Here is an 18590-nt window from a genome sequence, read left to right as displayed (position 1 = left end):
TCGGTCGCGCAAGTGGCGCGCCCGCCCCGGAACGACGGAGTTAGGTTTGCCCATCGACCATCTCAATCCACCGACCGGCCAGATGGCAGACAATGTCATCGGCTTTGCGCGTGCGCTCCGCGCCGCCGGGCTGCCGGTCGGACCGGGGGCGGTGATCGATGCGCTGAATGCCCTGCAGATAATCGAGATCGGCAAGCGCGCTGACGTGTTCACGACGCTGGAAGCGATCTTCGTTAAGCGCCACGAGCACGCGCTGGTGTTCGCCCAGGCCTTCGATTTGTTCTTCCGTGCGGCCGACGAATGGAAGCAGATGCTGGATTCGGTGCCGCTGCCCGACGATGCCAAGCGCAAGCCGCCGCCGGCCTCGCGCCGCGTACAGGAGGCGATGGCGCAACCGGCGCAGGGCCAAGAGCGCGAGGCGCCGCAGGAGCAGGAAATCAGGCTGTCGGTCTCCGACCGCGAGGTTTTGCAGAAGAAGGATTTTGCACAGATGAGCGCAGCGGAGATCGCCGAGGTCACGCGCGCTATCGCCAATATGCGGCTGCCGCAAGCTGAATTGCGCACGCGCCGCACCCAGCCGGACAAGCACGGCGCGCGGCTCGATCTGCGGCGCACGCTGCGCGGCAGCCTCCGCACGGGCGGTGACATCATCGATATCCGCAGGCTCGGCCTGATCGATAAGCCGGCGCCGATTGTCGCGCTGCTCGATATCTCCGGCTCGATGAGTGAATATACCCGGCTATTCCTGCACTTCCTTCATGCCATTACGGACGCCCGCAAGCGCGTCTCGGTTTTTCTGTTTGGCACCCGGCTGACCAATGTGACGCGGGCGCTGCGGTCGCGTGATCCCGACGAGGCGCTGGCCTCATGCTCGGCCTCGGTGGAAGACTGGGCCGGCGGCACGCGCATTTCCGCGTCGCTGCACAACTTCAACAAGCTGTGGGGGCGCCGCGTGCTCGGCCAAGGGGCCATCGTGCTGCTAATTTCCGACGGTTTGGAGCGGGAGGCGGATTCGCAACTGGCCTTCGAGATGGACCGGCTGCATCGCTCCTGCCGGCGGCTGATCTGGCTCAACCCGCTATTGCGCTTCGACGGCTTCGAGCCGAAAGCGCAGGGTATCAAAATGATGCTCCCGCACGTTGACGAATTCCGCCCGGTGCATAATTTGAGTTCGATCGACGGACTGATCAAGGCGCTGTCATCGGCGCCCCCGGTCCATCACCGCAGCCTGATCCGGCCCGCAGCTTAAGAGAGGCTTCCATGCTCAATCGCGATGAAGACATCCTGCAGGCTGCCGAGGCGTGGCAGAAGGCCGGGCACGGCGTGGCGCTGGCCACCGTGGTTGAGACCTGGGGGTCGGCGCCGCGCCCCGCAGGCTCGAATCTCGTCATCAATGATGACGGCACCTTCCTGGGTTCGGTTTCCGGCGGTTGCGTCGAAGGCGCCGTGGTCACCGAGGCGCTCGATGTGATTGCGAGTGGCGAGCCCAAATTGCTCGAATTCGGCGTGGCTGACGAGACCGCGTGGAATGTCGGCCTGTCCTGTGGCGGCACCATCCGCGTGTTCGTCGAGAAGGTGGGGCAGTCGTGAAAGCCGAGACGCTCGCCACCCTGAACGCGGAACGCGCCGCTCGGCGCCCCGTTATTTTGATCACCGATATATCCGATGGAACACAACGCCTGGTGAAGGCCGCCGATTTCGGCGCCGATCCGCTGCATGCCGAGCTCGAGAAGCAGCTCCGCATGGGCAAGAGCGCGATGGTCGAGGCTGACGGCACGAAGCTGTTCTTCAACGTCTACGCGCCGACCGCGCGGCTCGTGATCATCGGCGCCGTCCATATCAGCCAGGCTTTGGCGCCGCTGGCGCGGTCGCTGGATTACGATGTGACGGTGGTCGATCCGCGCACAGCCTTTGCCAGCCCCGAGCGTTTCCCGGACGTGAAGCTGATCGCCGAATGGCCGGATGAGGCGCTGCCGGGCCTCAACATCGATCACTACACAGCCTTCGTCGCCGTGACCCATGATCCGAAGATCGACGATCCCGCGCTGCTGCACGCGTTCGAGAAGAACTGCTTCTATATCGGCGCGCTGGGCTCGCGAAAAACCCACGCCAAGCGCGGCGACCGGCTGAAGGCGCAGGGCGTCAGCGAGGCTGACTTCGCGCGGATCAAGGCGCCGATCGGTCTCAATATCGGTGCTGTTTCGCCATCGGAGATCGCGGTCTCGATCATGGCCGAGATCACCGCCGAACTACGGATGCCCAAGACGATACCCGCGGAATTGTCCAAAGTGAGCAACCCATGAAGTTCGGTCCCGCCAGTCCGGCGGATGCACTTGGCGGCGTGACCGTCCACACACTGCGTCAGGGCTCGCTTGTTCTCAAGAAGGGAACCACTATCGGTCCCGATGAAGTCGCCGCGCTGACCGGCGCGGGCGTCAAGGACGTGGTCGTCGTACGTCTCGAAGAGGGCGACGTGTCCGAGGACGTCGCAGCCGCCAGCATCGCGCAGGCAGTGGCGGGCGAGGGCGTCAATGTTGAGCGCGCCTTCACGGGCCGCGCCAATCTGTTTGCGGGGGCGCCGGGCGTGCTGGTCGTCGATCGCGCCATCGTCGATCGCATCAATGCGGTCGATGAAGCGATCACCTTTGCAACGCTGGCGGCCTACAAGCCGGTGGTCGAAGGCGAGATGATCGCGACCGTCAAGCTGATCCCGTTCGGCGTCGCCGGTACGCTGCGCGACGCGGCCGTCCAGGTTGCCTCGGGCGGCGCAATGAGAATCGCGCCTTACACGGTCAAGAAAGTCGGCATCGTCTCGACGCTGTTGCCGGGGCTGTCGCCGAAGGTGATCGACAAGACACTGCGTGTGACCGAAGAGCGCCTTGCGCCTGCTGGTGCGAAGATCATCGCCGAGCGCCGCGTGCCGCACGACGAGAAAGTGCTGGCGAAAACAATCAAGGAACTGCTCGGGCTCGGCGCCGAGCTGGTGATTGTGTTCGGCGCCTCGGCCATTGCCGACCGCCGTGATGTCATCCCGTCGGCGATCGAGCAAATCGGCGGCGCCATCGAACATTTCGGCATGCCGGTCGACCCCGGCAATCTGCTTCTGATCGGCAGGGCCGGCAACGTGCCGGTGCTGGGTGCGCCAGGCTGCGCGCGGTCGCCGGTGGAGAACGGCTTCGACTGGGTGCTGATGCGGCTGCTGGCCGGTCTCAAGGTGACCCGCACCGATCTCACCGGCATGGGCGTCGGCGGTTTGCTGATGGAAATCGTCACCCGGCCACAGCCGCGCGTGCCCGTCGGCAGCGATGGCAACAGCAACGTCGCCGCCGTTATTCTGGCCGCCGGCCGTTCGACCCGGATGGGGGGGCCGAACAAGTTGCTCGCCGAACTCAACGGCAAGGCATTGGTCCGGATAGTCGCCGAACAGGCGATCGCATCGAAAGCATCGAGCGTAACGGTGGTGACAGGTCATCAGGCGCCCGAGGTCGAGAAGGCGCTGGCCGGACTCAAAGTCACGTTCGTCTACAACCCTGATTTTGCCGATGGCTTGGCCAGTTCGGTGAAAGCTGGCATTGCGGTCGTCCCTGCGGCTGCGAACGGCGCGGTGGTTTGCCTCGGCGACATGCCGCTGATCGATGCCCAGTTGATCGACCGGTTGATCGAATCCTTCGCGCCGGATCGCGGCAACCTCATCGTCGTCCCTGTAAGCGATGGCCGGCGCGGTAATCCCGTGTTGTGGTCTCGGCGCTTCTTCAATGAGTTGATGACGCTGGACGGCGATATCGGTGCCCGGCACCTGATCATGAAGCACGCAGAAGCCGTTGCCGATGTGGCCGTGGAAGGCCACGGCGCCTTCCTCGATATCGATACACCGCAGGCGCTGGAAGACGCGCGGAGCGGCTAACGCATGGCGCATGCGACGGGCCGCCGCATTGCACTTTCGTTCACCAAGTTGAAACGCCCTTCCTTTAGCGTCTGCCTCGATCGACCTCGGGGGAGGGGAAATTGTCACTGTTTGTTGCCGCGCGTCGTCGCGCGATTGTCGCCGTTGTCTTGTTGATGAGCGTCGGTGCCATGGATGTGGCTTCGGCCGCTGGTGCCCTCGCCGTGGGCAAGTGCGGCGCCTATGGCCAGGCCTTCGACTATCCGGCGCAGGGGGCGGCGCTGGCGGCCGCTAAGAAGCAGTGCAAGGGCGAATGCACGACCGTCACGATGAACCGCGCCTGTGCAGCCTTCGCCGTGGATATGAAGAATCCCTGCGGCGCACACGGCTATGCCGTGGCGCCCCGTATTTCGAGTTCGCTGAATCAGGCGACCAAGAAATGCTATGACTACGGCGGTAAGGAATGCGTCATCCGCGCATGGGCCTGCGACGCCAAGGGCTAGAGCTCCCCGACAAATATCTCGTTCAATGCGCCTGCGGCAGCTAGACTGCTGCAATGATTCAATTTTTCCGGACACTTCTGAAGTCTGCCGCCGACGCCGATCCGTCCGTTCGCGAATTTCGCAAGGCGCTGAGCCGCGAGATGCTGTTGACCGAACGGTTGCGGGTCAAGACGGTCATTGGCACCGTGGTGATCGTGACGCTGTCGCTGTCCATCGCCTATCTGCTGGCGCCGTCGAGCTTCGCGCGCATATCCAATGGCCAGTTCGATCTTAAATCGTCTTTTATGATCACGGGCCCGCTGCTGCTGTTCGAATTCTTCGTTCTTTACAAGGTCAATCAGCGCATCGCTGCAGGGCAGGATATTGCGCAGGGGCGGCGCTATCTGAGCGCACTCATCGAGACCAGCATTCCGACGGCCGCACTGCATCTCCATATGGGCTGGATGGGGCCGGCGGCGGCGTTGGCATTTGCGGCGCCTTTGTCCTATTTCATCTTCATCATTCTATCCACGCTTCGGCTCGATTTCTGGCTGTCGACATTTACGGGCTTTGTCGCGGCCGCCCAGATGCTCGCGCTGGCCATGCTGTATCATCCGGTGCAATTCGCCTCGGAACCGGCACCGGATTTTGCGTTTCAGCTTATCCGCAGCGCCATGGTCCTGCTCTGCGGTATTCTTGCAGGCGCGGTCGGCTTGCAACTCCGTCGCCAGTTCGAGGCGAGCATCGCGGCAACTTCGGCGCGCGATCGTGTCACCAATCTGTTCGGTCAGCATGTCTCGCCGCAGGTTGTGGAGCAGTTGCTGGCGTCGGGAACGAGCTCTACGACCGAGATGCGTCAGGTCGCGGTGATGTTCGTCGATATCCGTAACTTTACCGCAGCGACCCGTGTGCATTCGCCCCGCGAGGTGGTGGATCGGCTCGACGAGACCTTTGCTCTATTGGTCGAGGTGCTGGATCGACATTCCGGGATCGTGAACAAGTTTCTCGGGGACGGATTTCTCGCGCTGTTCGGAGCGCCCATTGAGGATCCGAATGCGGCGCATTGCGCCGTACAAGCGGCACGCGAGATGCTCATAGCTGTCGACAAAAGCAATCGGGACAGTGAATGGCCTCTGCGCATCGGCATCGGGCTTCATATTGGGGCCGTGATTGCCGGCAACGTTGGCTCCCCGCGCCGCAAGGAATACACCGTCATCGGCGATACCGTGAACTTCGCGGCCCGGCTTGAGGCGCTCAACAAACAGTTCGGCTCGCAACTGCTGATCTCTGCTTCCATACGCGATGCCTTGGGCGACACTTGCAGCGACGCGGAACTGCTCGGCGATGTGCCGATCCGCGGCTATGACCTGCCGCAGGCTATCTGGCGCTTGGGCTGAGTGCTGCGTCAGTTCTCGAAGAATGGCGCGCGGGGCGGTCGCATGACCATGCCGAAGCGCGCATAGACGCCCTGGCGCTCGAAATTGTCCCGCACATGTCCCGCGGCGAATGACCATTCGTAAGGACCGGTGCGCAAGCCAGTAAGATGCCCGCCGATCCGGGTCTGTTGGCTGAAATAGTCGTTCGACAGTGCTGCCTCCGGGCCGATCCAGAACAAATCGAACAGGCGCCAGCCGGCTGCAATGCGCGTGGTATAGCCAGTATCGATGGTCGTGCCTGAGATGGCATATTGCAGCATCAGCTCGCGTGTCGGCTCCCACCAGACATCCATCGTGCCCCGCGCGCCGAGCATCGCGCGAAGCCGGGAGCGGCGCTGATCGTGGTAAAAATAGTCGGCTTCCATATCGAGGCCAGCCAATAGCTGAACTTCCAGATTGCCGTTTCGGATGAGGTAGCCCGGCAGGATCGCCGCGCGGCTGATCTGGGTGTAGTCGGAGCGCGTGCCTGTCGTGTAGCGTTCGAGGTTTTCCGACAGAAAGAAACGCAGAATGAAACCGTCCTTGTTCAGGCCGGCGGGGGCCCATTGCAGGCCGCCATAGGCGCCGAGGCTCCAATGCGACGCATCGACACCGCCGAAATACATCAGGCGGTCCGGCATGCCTCCGGAGAGAAAATCGAAGGCGCGCCGTTTTTTGATACGCGTGTCGAACAGGGATGACCAGAAGCTCGATGAGCCGGATGCCGGTTCGATCGTGGCGTCGATCTCACCGATATCCTGAGCCGAGGCCATGCCGCAGGAATATGCGGCCGCCGCAACGCATAAGGCGCGTAACGCCAGTCCCCAACGCATCGAGCCCCCACCCAACGCAACAGAAACACAACAAAATAATACAACTTAAGGTAGATTATCTTGGGGATAAGCCTACGTCCAGTGTGGATAAGTAATAATCTGAAAAAACTGCTGTGAGATCGTCGCGCGGCTTCAAAGCTGCGACGGCAGCAGGTTCTGGACCTTGGCACCTTCGCGCTCCTCGATGATCTCGGCGATCCAGCGCCGATGACAGTGCTCGTGGTCGCGCTCGTAGCAGAGGATGCAGACCGGTCCGGACTTCGTCACCAGCGCCGCCAGCTCATCCATCGCCTCGCGTGCCTGCGGTGTCTTGAGATGAGCCATATAGATCTTCTCGAGCGCTGCGAGCTTGCCGCTACGTGCGGCTTCGCGGCCGTCCTTGGGCGTGCCCAGTCCGCGTAGATGGATGTAGCCGATGCCGCGCTCGTCGAGGCCGGCAGCGAGCTGATTCTTGGAGAAGCCCGGTCGCCGCGATGCGGCGACGGCACGCACATCGACCAGCAGCTTGACGCCGGCATTTTGCAGTTCATCGAGCACGGCTTTCGCTGGCGTCTGCTCGTAACCGACGGTGAAGAGGCGAGGTATCTTGCGGGCCATGTGAGCACCCCGTGATCGACAGATGATTGGCACAATGTCGCGGCCAGCCGCGAGGCGTTGCTCCCATTTGCAACATGGCACATAGTCAACTCAACAAACTCCGCCAGTTCAATGGCCGATATCACCGGGGGAATGATGGCTCGCATGGTTGGTGCGTTAGGCGTAATCGCGCTCGCGCTTGTGTCGTTTCAGTCCACATCTCTGGCGCAAGGCGCATATCCGGATCGTCCGGTCAGAATTATCGTGCCGATCGCGCCCGGCGGCAGCTACGATCTGGTCGGGCGGCATCTCGCCGATGCGCTGGCGAAGCGAACGGGGCAGGCGTTCTTTGTCGAGAACAAGCCAGGAGCGGGCACCGTCGTGGGCACGCAGGCTGCGGCCCAGAGCGAGGCCGACGGCTATACGCTGATGGTCGGCGGCCTTTCCAACATGGCCTTCAACTCCGCGCTTTACGCCAAGCTTGCCTATGACCCGCTGAAGGATTTCGTGCCGGTCGCGCTGGTCTACAAGTTTGGCTACATCATGGTCGGCCGCAAGGATCTGCCGCAGCAGACGCCGAAGGAGATCGTTGCTGCTGCATTGGACAAGCCGGGGTCGATCACCGTGGCGACCGCGGGTGTCGGGACCGGACAGCAATTGGTGGCCGCTGCCTTCATGAGGTCCGCCGGCGTCAAGCTGCAGGAGGTGCCTTACAGAGGATCTCCGCCGGCCTTCGCCGATCTGCTGGCAGGCCGCATCGACCTGTTCTTCGACTCGATCGCCGCCGGGCTGCCTTATGTGCAGACGGGGCAGGTGCGGGGTATCGCGGTGCTGTCGTCGAAGCGGAGCCCGCTGGCGCCTGACGTTCCGACCATGGCGGATGCGGGCGTGCCCGGCCTCGATGTCGATTCATGGCTTGGCATCTTCGTGCCGGCCAAAACGCCGCCGGCGGTGATCGCAAAACTCCGTCAGGATATTCGGGCGGTGTTGCCCGATCTGAAGGAGCGCTTCGAGAAGAGCGGCGGCGAGCCCTGGGATATGCCGGACGACAAGCTCGACGGCTTCATCGCATCAGAACACGCCACCTGGACAAAACTGATCCGCGAGGCTGGCATCAAGCTCGATTGAGTAATGCTGGCGGGCGCTACGTCACCCGCTCGATCAACGCCATGGCACCGTGCGGTGCGCGTACCTTGGCCTCGTGGATGACATAGGCGAACACGTCGCGTGGCTGTTTCTTGATCTTGGCATCATCGACGCGCGGCAGGTCGGTCGGCTCGCCGCCGCCGGCCCAGGTCTCGAAGCGTTTGGCCCAGGCATCCAGTGCCTTTGGTGGATAAGCGGTCTTGATGCTGTCCTCGCCCTTCTGCAAACGCAGATAGACGAAATCGCCGGTGACATCGGCTATGGCCGGGTAGGTGGCGTGTTCGGAGAAAACTACGGGGATCTTGAACTGCCGTAGCAGCGCAATGAAGGCCGGCACGCAGAAACTGTCGTGGCGGACCTCGACCACATGGCGCAGCTTGCGCCCACCGAGCTCGGTCGGCAGCAATTCGAGAAACTTCCCGAAATCGGCTTCGTCGAATTTCTTGGTCGGCGCGAATTGCCACAGAACGGGTCCGAGCTTGTCACCGAGTTCGAGCACGCCGGAATCGTAGAACCGGTTCACGCTCTCGCCGGCTTCGGCGAGCACCCGGCGATTGGTTGCGAAGCGGGGGCCCTTGAGCGAGAACACGAAATCCTCCGGCACCTCGTGCGCCCATTTGCGAAAGCTCTCCGGCTTCTGCGAGCCGTAGAAGGTCCCGTTGATCTCGATGGAGGTCAGCTTGGACGCGGCATAGCTGAGCTCCTTCGCTTGCGTGAGTTTCTCCGGATAGAACACCCCGCGCCACGGCGCGAAAGTCCAACCGCCGATGCCGATACGGATTTGTCCGGATTTCGCAATCATTGTGAGGCCGATCCTTTCAGTATTCGCCGTGTTACTCAGTGCCGCGCCGGCAGCACCGGCTTGGTTACGCCCTCCACGCCGGTCAGCACCAGCATCGTCAGCAGTGCATTTTGCGGCCCGATATAAGCGTCGACGGGCTTGTACCATTCATTGCGCGAATGCCAGTTGCCGCCCTGGCCGCCGCCGCCGATGGTCACCGCGGGGATGCCGAGCGACATCGCGAGATTGGAGTCCGTGCTGGAGCCGGCAAAGGTGACATGGGGCGCGCGGGTCAGCGCGGTCACGGCACGCGCGGTCGCCTGCACGAGGGGAGAGTCTTCCGCGACAACGCCCGCCGGACGGTCGCCAATCAGTTTGATCTCGACAGTGATCTTGTCCGATCCCCAGCGTTTGTTTTCTTCACCAACCGCGTCCTTCACCTGATCGAGAAGCCTCGCTTCGAGTTTCAACAGTTCTTCGGTCGAATTCGATCGCATGTCGATCGTCATGCGGGCTTCCGCTGCGATGGCGTTGACGGATGTGCCGCCACTTACCGTTCCGACCGTGAAGGTGGTTTTCGGATCTGCGGGTGTCTGCAGCTCCGAGATTTTCGCGACCGCGCGACCCAGCGCGTGGGTCGCGCTCGGCAGGCCGAATTCCTGAAAACTGTGACCGCCCGGACCCTTGAAGATCATCTCGTAGCGGTGGCTTCCCGTTCCCTGGTTGACGATCCGCGTGACGCCGAGTCCGTCGATCGAGATGAAGCCGTCGATGTCCTTGTTGTCGCGAAACAGGGCTTTGACGCCGCGCAGATTGCCCAGCTCTTCTTCGCCGACGCTGGCGACGAACATGACGTCCCCGACCGTCGCGATCTGCTGGGTGTTGAGGGTCTGCATCAAAGACAGCAAGGCCGCGAGCCCACGGGCATCGTCACCGATCCCCGGCGCCAGATAGACGCCGTCCTTTTCCTTCACCGTGACGTCGGTCCCCTCGGGAAAGACAGTGTCCTGATGTGCGGAGATGACCAGCTTCGGCGTTCCGGCGGTGCCCTTGCGCCGGGCGGTCACATTGCCCTCGGCGTCGATCACGGCGTCCTTGAAGCCCAGTTCCTGAAACCGTGACAGAATGTAGTTGCCGCGCAGGTTCTCCTTGAACGGAGGCGCGGGAATTTCGGTGATCCGGATCTGCTCTTTCAGGGTGCGGGCATCGTCGGCCTTGATGGCATCGAGCGCAGCCGTGACGCGCGAATCGGACAGCAGCGTCGTCGTGACGGTATCAATTGTCTGCGCGACGACATGGCTGGTGCCGAAGGATGCCAGCGTCAGCGATGCAGCGAATAGGCATGGTCCGAGCGAGCGTCGCATGGCATCTCCGATTATCACGCGGAGACGATTGTGGTCGCGGTTCAGGCGGGGCTTCCGCCTCGAGAAAACCGCGCGAACGCGCCGCTGTTGACTGGGGCAAGGTAGCGGGCACCCGCAGGACTGGCTATAGCTCGCCAGCAACAGAATGGTGCCAGGGTGCGGTGTTTACGGCCGGAATGTGGCGTTGAACGCAGTCCCGGGACACCCCTTGCGGAATGTCTCCAGCGTCCCTATTTTGTTTCCAACGGCGACGATGATGCTTCATAGCTCCGGCGCTGGAACGACCTTGAATAGCTCGGTGCGCCGGATGTACGTGCGCCTGTTGTTCGGGGTCGTTGGCATTTTTGGGCCACTTTTGGCCATTCCCCCTCTGATGGCTTGTTCCGGCACCAGTTAAGGCCTCGCCGTTCCCTGTCCGCCTTGGCATGGTCCGGCGCGGCAGATATATGCTGGCGCCATGAACGAAGCCATCAGACCGGGGCCCGGACAGATATTGCAGGCGGGCGCGCCGCTGCAGCTGTCCGTCGTCGTCCCCACTTTCAACGAACGCGGCAATGTCGCCACCCTGGTGCAGCGGCTGGACGCGGCGCTGGTCGGCATTTCCTGGGAAGTCATTTTCGTCGACGACAATTCGCCGGACGGCACCGCCGACGCGGTACGCGAACTGGCGCGCGCCGACTCGCGCGTGCGCTGTATCCGGCGCATCGGCCGGCGCGGCCTGTCCGGCGCCTGCATCGAGGGCATGCTGGCCTCCAGCGCGCCCTGCGCAGCGGTGATCGACGGAGACTTGCAGCACGATGAGACCCAGCTCGGCAAGATGCTCGGTCTGATCGAAAGCGGCGCCGCCGAACTGGTGATCGGCAGCCGCTATATCGAGGGCGGCAGTGCCGACAGTTTCAACCAGCAGCGACTTGGCGCCAGCAAATTCGCGACCGCTGTGGCGCAGCGGGTGCTGAAGGTTGAGATCGCCGATCCGATGAGCGGCTTCTTCATGATCCGCCGCGATCGCTTCGAACAACTGGCACCGAGACTGTCCACTCAGGGCTTCAAAATTCTGCTCGATGTCGTGGCGACAGCCGGGGGTGACCTGCGCGTCGTCGAAGTGCCCTACACCTTCGGCTCACGCCTGCATGGCGAGAGCAAGCTCGACTCCATGGTGGCGCTGGATTTTCTGGGCCTCGTGCTGGCGAAGCTGACCAACGATACCGTGTCGCTGCGCTTCCTGCTGTTCGCACTGGTCGGCTCGATCGGCCTGTTCGTGCATTTCGCCGTGCTATTCGTCACGCTGGAAGTGTTCGATCCACCGTTCGCCGAGGCGCAGGCGATCGCGGCGCTTTGCGCCATGACCAGCAATTTCCTGCTCAACAATTTCCTGACCTATCGCGACCAGCGTTTGAAAGGTTTCGGCATCCTGCGTGGTCTGGCGATCTTCTACGTGGTCTGCAGCGTGGGTCTGCTCGCCAATGTCGGCGTGGCTTGGTCGGTCTTCGACCAGGAGCCGATCTGGTGGCTGGCGGGTGCTTCCGGCGCGCTGATGGGCGTGGTCTGGAACTACGCGATGTCGGGCCTCTTCGTGTGGCGGAAACGGTGATCGCTGGATGACCACGCAGGAACTGCGGCTGGTTCGCGGCACCGCGGCCGTGGTCGTCGGTCTGGTGCTACTGCGGCTGGCGGCGGCCGCATGGACGCCGCTGACCTTCGATGAAGCCTATTACTGGATGTGGTCGAAACATCTGGCTGGTGGCTATTACGACCACCCGCCGATGGTCGCAGTCGTGATCCGGCTCGGCACGATGATCGCGGGCGATACCGCCTTAGGTGTCAGGCTTGTCTCGGTGCTGCTGGCACTGCCGATGAGCTGGGCGGTGTATCGCACGGCCGAACTGCTGTTCGGCGGTCGACGGACCGCGTCAACGGCGGTGATCCTGCTCAACGCGACGATGATCACGTCGGTCGGGTTGATGATCGTCACGCCGGACGCGCCGGTGCTGGTCGCCTCGAGTTTCGTGTTGTTGGCACTGGCCCAGGTGCTGGCCACCGGGCAGGGCGCGTGGTGGCTCGCGGTGGGCTTGGCTGTCGGCGTAGCGCTACTATCGAAATATACCGCGCTGTTTTTCGGGCCGGCGATCCTGATCTGGCTCATTGCCGTACCGAAGATGCGGCGCTGGCTGATCTCGCCATGGCCCTATCTCGGCGGTCTGGTAGCGCTCGCGGTGTTCTCGCCGGTGCTGTTCTGGAATGCCGAACATGGCTGGGTGTCCTTTATCAAGCAGCTCGGACGCGCCCGGATCGATCACTTCAATCCGGCCTTTATCGCTGAACTGATTCCGACGCAATTCGCCTTCGCGACACCGCTGGTATTCATTCTCGGCGTGATGGGTCTCTATGCCCTGGCGGTCCGTAGGCCCGGAGCGTGGCCGGCGCGGGCGCTGCTGAATGCGATGTTTTGGGTCATCGTGCTGTATTTCGGCTGGCATGCGCTGCACAGCCGCGTCGAAGCCAACTGGTTCGCGCCAGTCTATCCGACGCTGGCCATCATTGCTGCCGTCGCGGCAACCATCGTGCAATGGAAGCCGCGCGAGCAGCGCACGGTGGATTTTTGCCTGCGCTGGGCGGGGCCGACCGGCGTCGTCATGTTCACGGCACTGGTGGTGCAGGCCAATACGGGTCTGCTATCCGGCTATAAGCGTGACGCGACAGTACGCAGCATCGGCGTGGGTTTCGTTGAACTGGCGGCCGAGGTCGAGGCGGTTCGCGCCCGTGTCGGGGCCACATGCGTGGTGGCGCCCGATTACGGCACCACGGGATGGCTAACCTTCTATCTGCCGAAGGGGACCTGTGTCTTCCAGCGCACCCAGCGGATTCGCTGGGTGAATATGCCGGAGCCGAGTGCAGAGCAGCTGTCCGGCAAGCTTTTGCTGGTGGGTGAGCAAAATGCTGCGGCCAATCCGGAATGGCGGGCGGCTTTTGCGAATATCGAGAAAGTGGCTGAGCTCAAACGCAAACGTGGCCCGCTGGTCGTGGAGAATGTCGAGCTGAATCTGCTGGAAGGCGCGAAAGGCGATGTACTGGACCGTTCGCCGCCACCCGAGATGTTACCGCGCTAGGAGGCGCGACCACCATGCGCTTGATAGCGCGATGGTGGTCGGCTGTCGCGTTTATGGCGCAAAGTGATAGTTCACGCCGATGTTGCCGAGCTGCATGGTCTGGGCAATATCAGCATTCAGATAATAAGGGCCGACCATCGGAGGGGCATTGATCACGCCTTCGAGGCTCGCATTGTCATGGCCAAAGCCGATGTAGTTGTACTCCGCCTTGACGGACCAGTTTGGTGCGAAGGCGTATTCCACGCCGGCACCGACCACGTAACCGGTGTGAAGGCGGGATCCGTCGAGATTTGCGTATTGTGGACCCGACGACAGTGATATGGCGTGATGATCCCCGGCGAGGGCGACGCCGCCCTTGAGATAGGTCAGCCAGCGCTCGTTGGTCACCATGCCGATACGTGCGGTGGCCATTGCGAGCCATTCGGTGCGCGAGCGCATATCGAGATTGTTATCAAAATTGGTGCGAGTACCGCCGCCGATATTGCCGCCGACCAGTTCACCTTCAACACCCATGACGATCACCCCGAGCTGCACATTGGCGCCGATCTGGCCGCCGCCAAAGCCTCCGGTCATCGAGAACTTCCCATCGGGCGCGTAGTCGCGCCAGTCGCCGTGTCCCGATCCGTAGCCTGCCTGCGCACCGAGATAGAGCCCGGTCCAATTGAATCCTGACTGTGCGTATTGCAGCGGCGGGATCGGTTTGGCGGCATCGGGAGCGCCGAACTGGTAATTCGCGCCGAGCTTGATGAGATGCAGCGTCTGCTTGGTCGAAGCCGTGGAGGCGATCGGCCCGGTGGAGGCCCGCGTGCCGCTGAAATCGAACTCGTGGTCGGGGAAGCCGATGAAATTATACTCGCCGCGCAGCGACCAGTTGTTGGCAAGCGCATATTCCATGCCGGCGCCGACGATCCAACCCCGCCGTGTCTCGCTGCCAGACAGTGTAAGCCGGTCCGGCCCCGGCACCGAAACCTGAACGTCGTAGCCGTGATCTTCATTGGCCCAGGCGAAGCCGCCCTTGGCGTAAGTGAGCCAGCGGCCATTGGCGAAGCCAACGCGTCCGGTCACGGTCGACAGCCAGTTGATTTGCGACGTCTGGGACAGGGTGGCCTGGTTCAGAATGCTCACCGTGCGATTGCCCTTGATGCCGCTAAAGCTGATGTCGGCCTCGATGCCGAGCAGCAGATTGCCGATCTGTTGATTGTAGCCGGCCTGAATGCCGCCCAGCGCGCCGTCGGTCCGGATATTCAGGATCTGCCATTCGGTCCCGCCGAGACCGTAACCGGCATGAACGCCGGCATAAAAGCCGGTCCAGTTATAGGCGGGATCGCTGGCGGAGGCCTTGGTATAGGCGCGGGCCGGCACGTCTGCGGCGATGGCGGCATTGCCGAGGCTGAGGATGCCGATGGTGCCGAGGAGAAGCTTTTTCATGTCGTTTCCTTGCAGGTGCGCTGGCAGCCCTCGAGGAATCGGAGCTGCTTCGCGCGTCATTTCGGCAGCGACCATGTATAAAAATACCGCTCTCGTCGTGGTCGTAAGCGCGTGACTTGTGCTGGATCGCGCTCTTGGCGTCGCATTGTGAGCGGCTGTCGCCGCTCGGTCTCACCTGGAAGTACTACTGGGGAACGCGATCTTGGGACCACACGACGACCACCGGCCAACGACTTATGGGTCACCATCGGGGCGCAGTGCGCCGCTATGGTTTCGAAAGACGATAAATTATCGTCGTCGGCGTTGAACCAAAGTCAGGGGTCCGGACGACCTATCTCCGCACACATTGAAATGGGCGGTGATTGGGAACATGGAAAACACAAATCTCGCATTCAGCAGCCACTCCGACTTTGGATCCGACCGTGCCAAGGTGCACAGCATCGAAAAGCCGGACCCCGTGAACCTCACCGAGGTCGGCGGCCTGCGCGGAGCGCGGATCGCCAGCGTGATCAACCAGATCAATGAGAGCTTTGCCGACCAGCAGTTCTCGACCCGGGTGGTCGCCGAGAAGCTCGGCCTGTCCGTCCGCTACGTTCAGGATTTGCTGCAGGGTTCCGGCCTCAGCATCACCGATCGGATCATGGAGCTGAGGCTTGAAAAGGCCCGCAGCATGCTGACCGGCGATCGGCAGTGCAGCCTGAAGATCAGTGAAGTCGCGGCCGCCTGCGGCTTCAACGAACTATCCTATTTCCACCGCAGCTTCCGTCGTCGCTTCGGCGCGTCGCCGGCTAAATTCCGCATCCAGTCAATGAATGGCTGACGCGCGCTTGCGCTTGAAATAGTCCAGCGTCCCGCAGCTGATGACGTGATCCTCAGGGGTCACGTCGTCGGCCGCGATGTCGTCTGCTTTGGCCAGGCGGGTATAGAGTGCGCCAAAATCCTGATAGCTGTCCTGCAGCAGTTTCTCAAAGCTCTCAATGACGAAATAGCTCTGCTGGAAATCGTCGATGATGTAGTTCGTCCGCATCACGCGTTCGAGGTCGAACGTGATCCGGTTCGGCGAGGCGTCTTCCAGGGCGAAGACCGACTCTGTTGCTGACGACAGAATGCCGGCGCCGAAGATGCGCAATCCGTCCGCGCTCTTCATCAGGCCGAACTCCACCGTGTACCAGTACAGACGCGCCAGGTTCTTCAACTGGCCGAGCGCCATCGCGCGCTGGCCGCCTTTTCCATAGGCCTCCATGAAGTCGGCATAGACCGGGTTCGCCAATAGCGGAACGTGCCCGAAGACGTCGTGGAAGATGTCCGGTTCCTGCAGATAGTCCATTTCGTGTTCGGGGCGGATGAAGGCGCCGGCCGGGAAGCGGCGATTGGCAAGATGATCGAAGAAGATCTCATCGGGCACCAGTTCGGCGACCGGCACAACCTGCCAACCGGTCAACGGCGTTAGACGGGCACTCAGTTTCTCCAGATCAGGAATGCCGGATTCGGACAGCTGTAGCGTGTTCAGCGCAGCGAGGAATTCGTTGCAAGCCCGGCCTTTAAGGATGGTCTGTGCGCGGGCGAACAGGCGGTCCCAGCGATCGTGCTCGGCGGCGGAGTAGGAGCCCCAGTCCTGATCCAGTGTGAAGTCAGGGCGTTTCAGGGCGCTGAGGTAGCGGCTCTTCTCGGTCGACTGGTTCAGCTCGGTCATGACGCTCTCCGACTCCGACGGTCCGATCAGAGCATAAGGTTCCGCTGCCGAATAGTTCCGTCAAAAGAAGCAACTTCTCGCATCCGCCCGTCCGACGATAGCAATCCACCATCGTCCAGATCTTATTTGCAAAGGCGTTTCCTTGTCGAACACCCGTCTCGATGACATTTTCAGTGGTAACAAACGTGCTCCCATATCGCTGAAATGATTGCGAAATCTCGGCGAAACCTCGCGGGAGCCACGGGCAGAACACTCCCATCATCGATCATAAGGAATACGACCGTGCGGTCCGTCATGTCTTCTCGCTTCCTCTCAGGCGCTTTCGCGGCAGTGTTGCTGGTTTCCGGCGCCACAGGGGCTTTCGCTGACAGCTGGCCGAGCCGGACGATCAAGCTGATCGTTCCATTCCCGCCGGGCGGCGCTGCTGACATCACGGCGCGGGTCTATGCCGACAAGCTCGGCGAGGCGCTGAAGCAGACAGTCGTGGTCGAGAACAAGGCCGGTGCCGGTACGGCTATTGCTGCCGACGCGGTCGCCAAGGCCGATCCGGATGGCTACACGCTGTCGCTGGCGCCTGCTGGACAGCTCACGATCCTGCCGCATATCAACAAGACCATCTCTTACGACCCCTTCAAGAGCTTCACGCCGGTGGCCATGCTGACGTCGGTGCCTTACGTGCTCGCGGCCAGCCCCGATACGCCGGTATCGAGCGTGAAGGAGCTCGTCGCTGCCGCGAAGCGCGAGCCCGGCAAATTCACGTATTCGTCGTGCGGACCCGGCACGCTCTGCCATCTGAGCGGCGAGCTGTTCAAGAGCCTGACCGAGACGGATCTGCTGCATGTGCCGTTCAAGGGCAGCGCTCCCGCCGTCAATGCACTGCTCGGAAATCAGGTGAACCTGTCCTTCGACACCCTGACGGTGCTGGCGCCGCAGATCCGCGACGGCAAGGTCAAGGGTCTCGTGATCACCAGCCGCGAGCGCTCGTCGCAGCTGCCCGATGTGCCGACGCCGGCGGAAGCAGGCGTGGCTGACTTTGTCGTCGACTCCTGGTTCGGCCTCGTCGTGCCTGCAGGGACGCCCGATGCCATTGTCGATCGCCTGAACGCCGAAGTGGTGCGCATCGGCGCGCTGCCGGATGTTCGCGAGCGTCTCGAAAAGCAGGGCCTCAGCATCACGACCTCGACGCCTCAGGCCTTCGCCAAGACGATCAAGGACGATTACGCCCGCTGGGGACGCGTCGTCGATGCGTCTGGCGCGAAGCTTTTCTGACTACTAGCCATATTGCCTGACACATCGGTCGGGCCAAGCTGAAACCAAGAAAGGCCGGAACCAAGAAAGGCCGGGTTGAATTTTCAACCCGGCCTTTCGCTTATCGATTATCTGCTGAAGCCTGTGTTCAGGCAGCAGCCTTCGGCTTCTCGATCGGATGCGGAACGCGGAAGCCGACGGCAAGACGGTTCCAGACATTGATGGCGCCGATCGCCACCGTGATCTTGAGGCATTCCTCTTCCGAGAAATGCGCGCGCAGGGCCTCATAATCGGCATCGGGTGCGCGAGTCTGCGCGATCAGCGTGACTGCATCGACCCAGCCGAGGAGAGCGCGCTCGCGCGGCGTATAGACCGTCGATTCGTGCCAGACCGACATCATGTTGATCCACTGTTCGCTGAGGCCGTCGTGACGGGATTCCTTCACATGCATGTCGACGCAGAAGGCGCAGCCATTGATGATCGACGAGCGGAGCTTGATGAGGTGGACGATCGCAGGCTCGAGGCCGCTTTCCTTGACGACATATTGATCGAGCGCGGCGACGGCCTTGTAGGCGTCGGGGGCGGCCTTGGCGATGTTGAGGCGGGCTTGCATGGTCTTTCTCCTTGGTGTGCG

Annotated in this window: 18 protein-coding genes; 11 read left to right on the top strand and 7 right to left on the bottom strand. The window is 62.2% G+C overall.

The window, feature by feature from the left end; all coding sequences use genetic code 11:
* Positions 1–82: 82 nt before the first annotated feature.
* The 6 genes from AB8B20_RS09055 to AB8B20_RS09030 all read left to right on the top strand — a co-directional run bounded on the left by AB8B20_RS09055 (position 83) and on the right by AB8B20_RS09030 (position 5762).
* Positions 83–1249 carry a vWA domain-containing protein gene (locus AB8B20_RS09055; RefSeq protein ID WP_439073049.1) on the top strand — a complete coding sequence of 389 codons (1167 nt, stop codon included), beginning with the start codon at positions 83–85 and terminating at the stop codon, positions 1247–1249.
* 11 nt (positions 1250–1260) lie between these two features.
* Positions 1261–1590, top strand: coding sequence for an XdhC family protein (locus AB8B20_RS09050; RefSeq protein ID WP_068736040.1), 330 nt, complete (start codon positions 1261–1263; stop codon positions 1588–1590).
* Positions 1587–2303 carry an XdhC family protein gene (locus AB8B20_RS09045; RefSeq protein WP_439072321.1) on the top strand — a complete coding sequence of 239 codons (717 nt, stop codon included), beginning with the start codon at positions 1587–1589 and terminating at the stop codon, positions 2301–2303. Before AB8B20_RS09050 ends, AB8B20_RS09045 begins: the two co-directional genes overlap by 4 nt.
* Positions 2300–3904 (top strand): NTP transferase domain-containing protein, encoded by a 1605-nt coding sequence (locus AB8B20_RS09040; protein ID WP_439072320.1) that lies wholly within the window; start codon positions 2300–2302, stop codon positions 3902–3904. Before AB8B20_RS09045 ends, AB8B20_RS09040 begins: the two co-directional genes overlap by 4 nt.
* Before the next feature lie 101 nt (positions 3905–4005).
* Positions 4006–4386 (top strand): DUF4189 domain-containing protein, encoded by a 381-nt coding sequence (locus AB8B20_RS09035; RefSeq protein WP_439072319.1) that lies wholly within the window; start codon positions 4006–4008, stop codon positions 4384–4386.
* Positions 4387–4439: 53 nt separating this feature from the next.
* Positions 4440–5762, top strand: coding sequence for an adenylate/guanylate cyclase domain-containing protein (locus tag AB8B20_RS09030; protein ID WP_439072318.1), 1323 nt, complete (start codon positions 4440–4442; stop codon positions 5760–5762).
* An 8-nt stretch (positions 5763–5770) separates the two neighbouring features.
* Here the strand turns inward: AB8B20_RS09030 and bcsS are convergent, their stop codons facing one another.
* Together bcsS and AB8B20_RS09020 are read right to left on the bottom strand one after the other, a co-directional pair.
* Positions 5771–6553, bottom strand: a complete 783-nt coding sequence (bcsS, locus tag AB8B20_RS09025) for a cellulose biosynthesis protein BcsS (RefSeq protein WP_439072317.1) — start codon at positions 6551–6553, stop codon at positions 5771–5773.
* A gap of 192 nt (positions 6554–6745) precedes the next feature.
* Complete coding sequence (locus AB8B20_RS09020) at positions 6746–7210, bottom strand: DUF488 domain-containing protein (RefSeq protein WP_439064349.1); 465 nt, start codon at positions 7208–7210, stop codon at positions 6746–6748.
* A 144-nt stretch (positions 7211–7354) separates the two neighbouring features.
* On the opposite strand from AB8B20_RS09020, the gene AB8B20_RS09015 reads away from it, so the two are divergent.
* Complete coding sequence (locus AB8B20_RS09015; RefSeq protein WP_439072316.1) at positions 7355–8317, top strand: Bug family tripartite tricarboxylate transporter substrate binding protein; 963 nt, start codon at positions 7355–7357, stop codon at positions 8315–8317.
* A 16-nt stretch (positions 8318–8333) separates the two neighbouring features.
* Here AB8B20_RS09015 and AB8B20_RS09010 read toward each other — a convergent pair whose 3' ends face one another.
* Both AB8B20_RS09010 and AB8B20_RS09005 read right to left on the bottom strand, forming a co-directional pair.
* On the bottom strand, positions 8334–9137 hold the full coding sequence (locus AB8B20_RS09010; RefSeq protein ID WP_439072315.1) for a DUF72 domain-containing protein: 804 nt from the start codon (positions 9135–9137) through the stop codon (positions 8334–8336).
* A 35-nt stretch (positions 9138–9172) separates the two neighbouring features.
* Entirely contained in the window at positions 9173–10480 is a 1308-nt protein-coding gene (locus tag AB8B20_RS09005; protein ID WP_439072314.1) for a M20/M25/M40 family metallo-hydrolase, read from the bottom strand.
* A 457-nt stretch (positions 10481–10937) separates the two neighbouring features.
* Here AB8B20_RS09005 and AB8B20_RS09000 point away from each other — a divergent pair, with 457 nt between their 5' ends.
* Entirely contained in the window at positions 10938–12071 is a 1134-nt protein-coding gene (locus tag AB8B20_RS09000) for a glycosyltransferase (RefSeq protein WP_439072313.1), read from the top strand.
* Between the two features lie 7 nt (positions 12072–12078).
* Positions 12079–13587 (top strand): glycosyltransferase family 39 protein, encoded by a 1509-nt coding sequence (locus tag AB8B20_RS08995; RefSeq protein WP_439072312.1) that lies wholly within the window; start codon positions 12079–12081, stop codon positions 13585–13587.
* A 51-nt stretch (positions 13588–13638) separates the two neighbouring features.
* Here AB8B20_RS08995 and AB8B20_RS08990 read toward each other — a convergent pair whose 3' ends face one another.
* Entirely contained in the window at positions 13639–15015 is a 1377-nt protein-coding gene (locus tag AB8B20_RS08990) for an outer membrane protein (RefSeq protein WP_439072311.1), read from the bottom strand.
* Positions 15016–15385: 370 nt separating this feature from the next.
* Between AB8B20_RS08990 and AB8B20_RS08985 the strand changes: the two genes are divergently transcribed.
* Positions 15386–15835, top strand: a complete 450-nt coding sequence (locus AB8B20_RS08985) for a helix-turn-helix transcriptional regulator (protein ID WP_068736063.1) — start codon at positions 15386–15388, stop codon at positions 15833–15835.
* On the opposite strand, the gene phhA is transcribed toward AB8B20_RS08985, so the two are convergent.
* Positions 15821–16708, bottom strand: a complete 888-nt coding sequence (gene phhA / locus AB8B20_RS08980; protein WP_439072309.1) for a phenylalanine 4-monooxygenase — start codon at positions 16706–16708, stop codon at positions 15821–15823. The two genes, AB8B20_RS08985 and phhA, sit on opposite strands and share 15 nt — an antisense overlap.
* 294 nt (positions 16709–17002) lie before the next feature.
* Here phhA and AB8B20_RS08975 point away from each other — a divergent pair, with 294 nt between their 5' ends.
* The gene (locus AB8B20_RS08975) at positions 17003–17977 is read left to right on the top strand and encodes a Bug family tripartite tricarboxylate transporter substrate binding protein (RefSeq protein WP_439072308.1); all 975 of its coding nucleotides are present in this window, start codon (positions 17003–17005) and stop codon (positions 17975–17977) included.
* A 127-nt stretch (positions 17978–18104) separates the two neighbouring features.
* On the opposite strand, the gene AB8B20_RS08970 is transcribed toward AB8B20_RS08975, so the two are convergent.
* A complete protein-coding gene (locus tag AB8B20_RS08970) occupies positions 18105–18569 on the bottom strand; it encodes a carboxymuconolactone decarboxylase family protein (protein WP_149531031.1) in 465 nt (154 codons plus the stop codon).
* Positions 18570–18590 lie beyond the last annotated feature (21 nt).

The organism is Tardiphaga sp. 866_E4_N1_4 (assembly GCF_052076075.1).
Lineage (GTDB): Bacteria > Pseudomonadota > Alphaproteobacteria > Rhizobiales > Xanthobacteraceae > Tardiphaga > Tardiphaga robiniae.
This window is presented reverse-complemented; position numbering and strand designations above follow the sequence as displayed.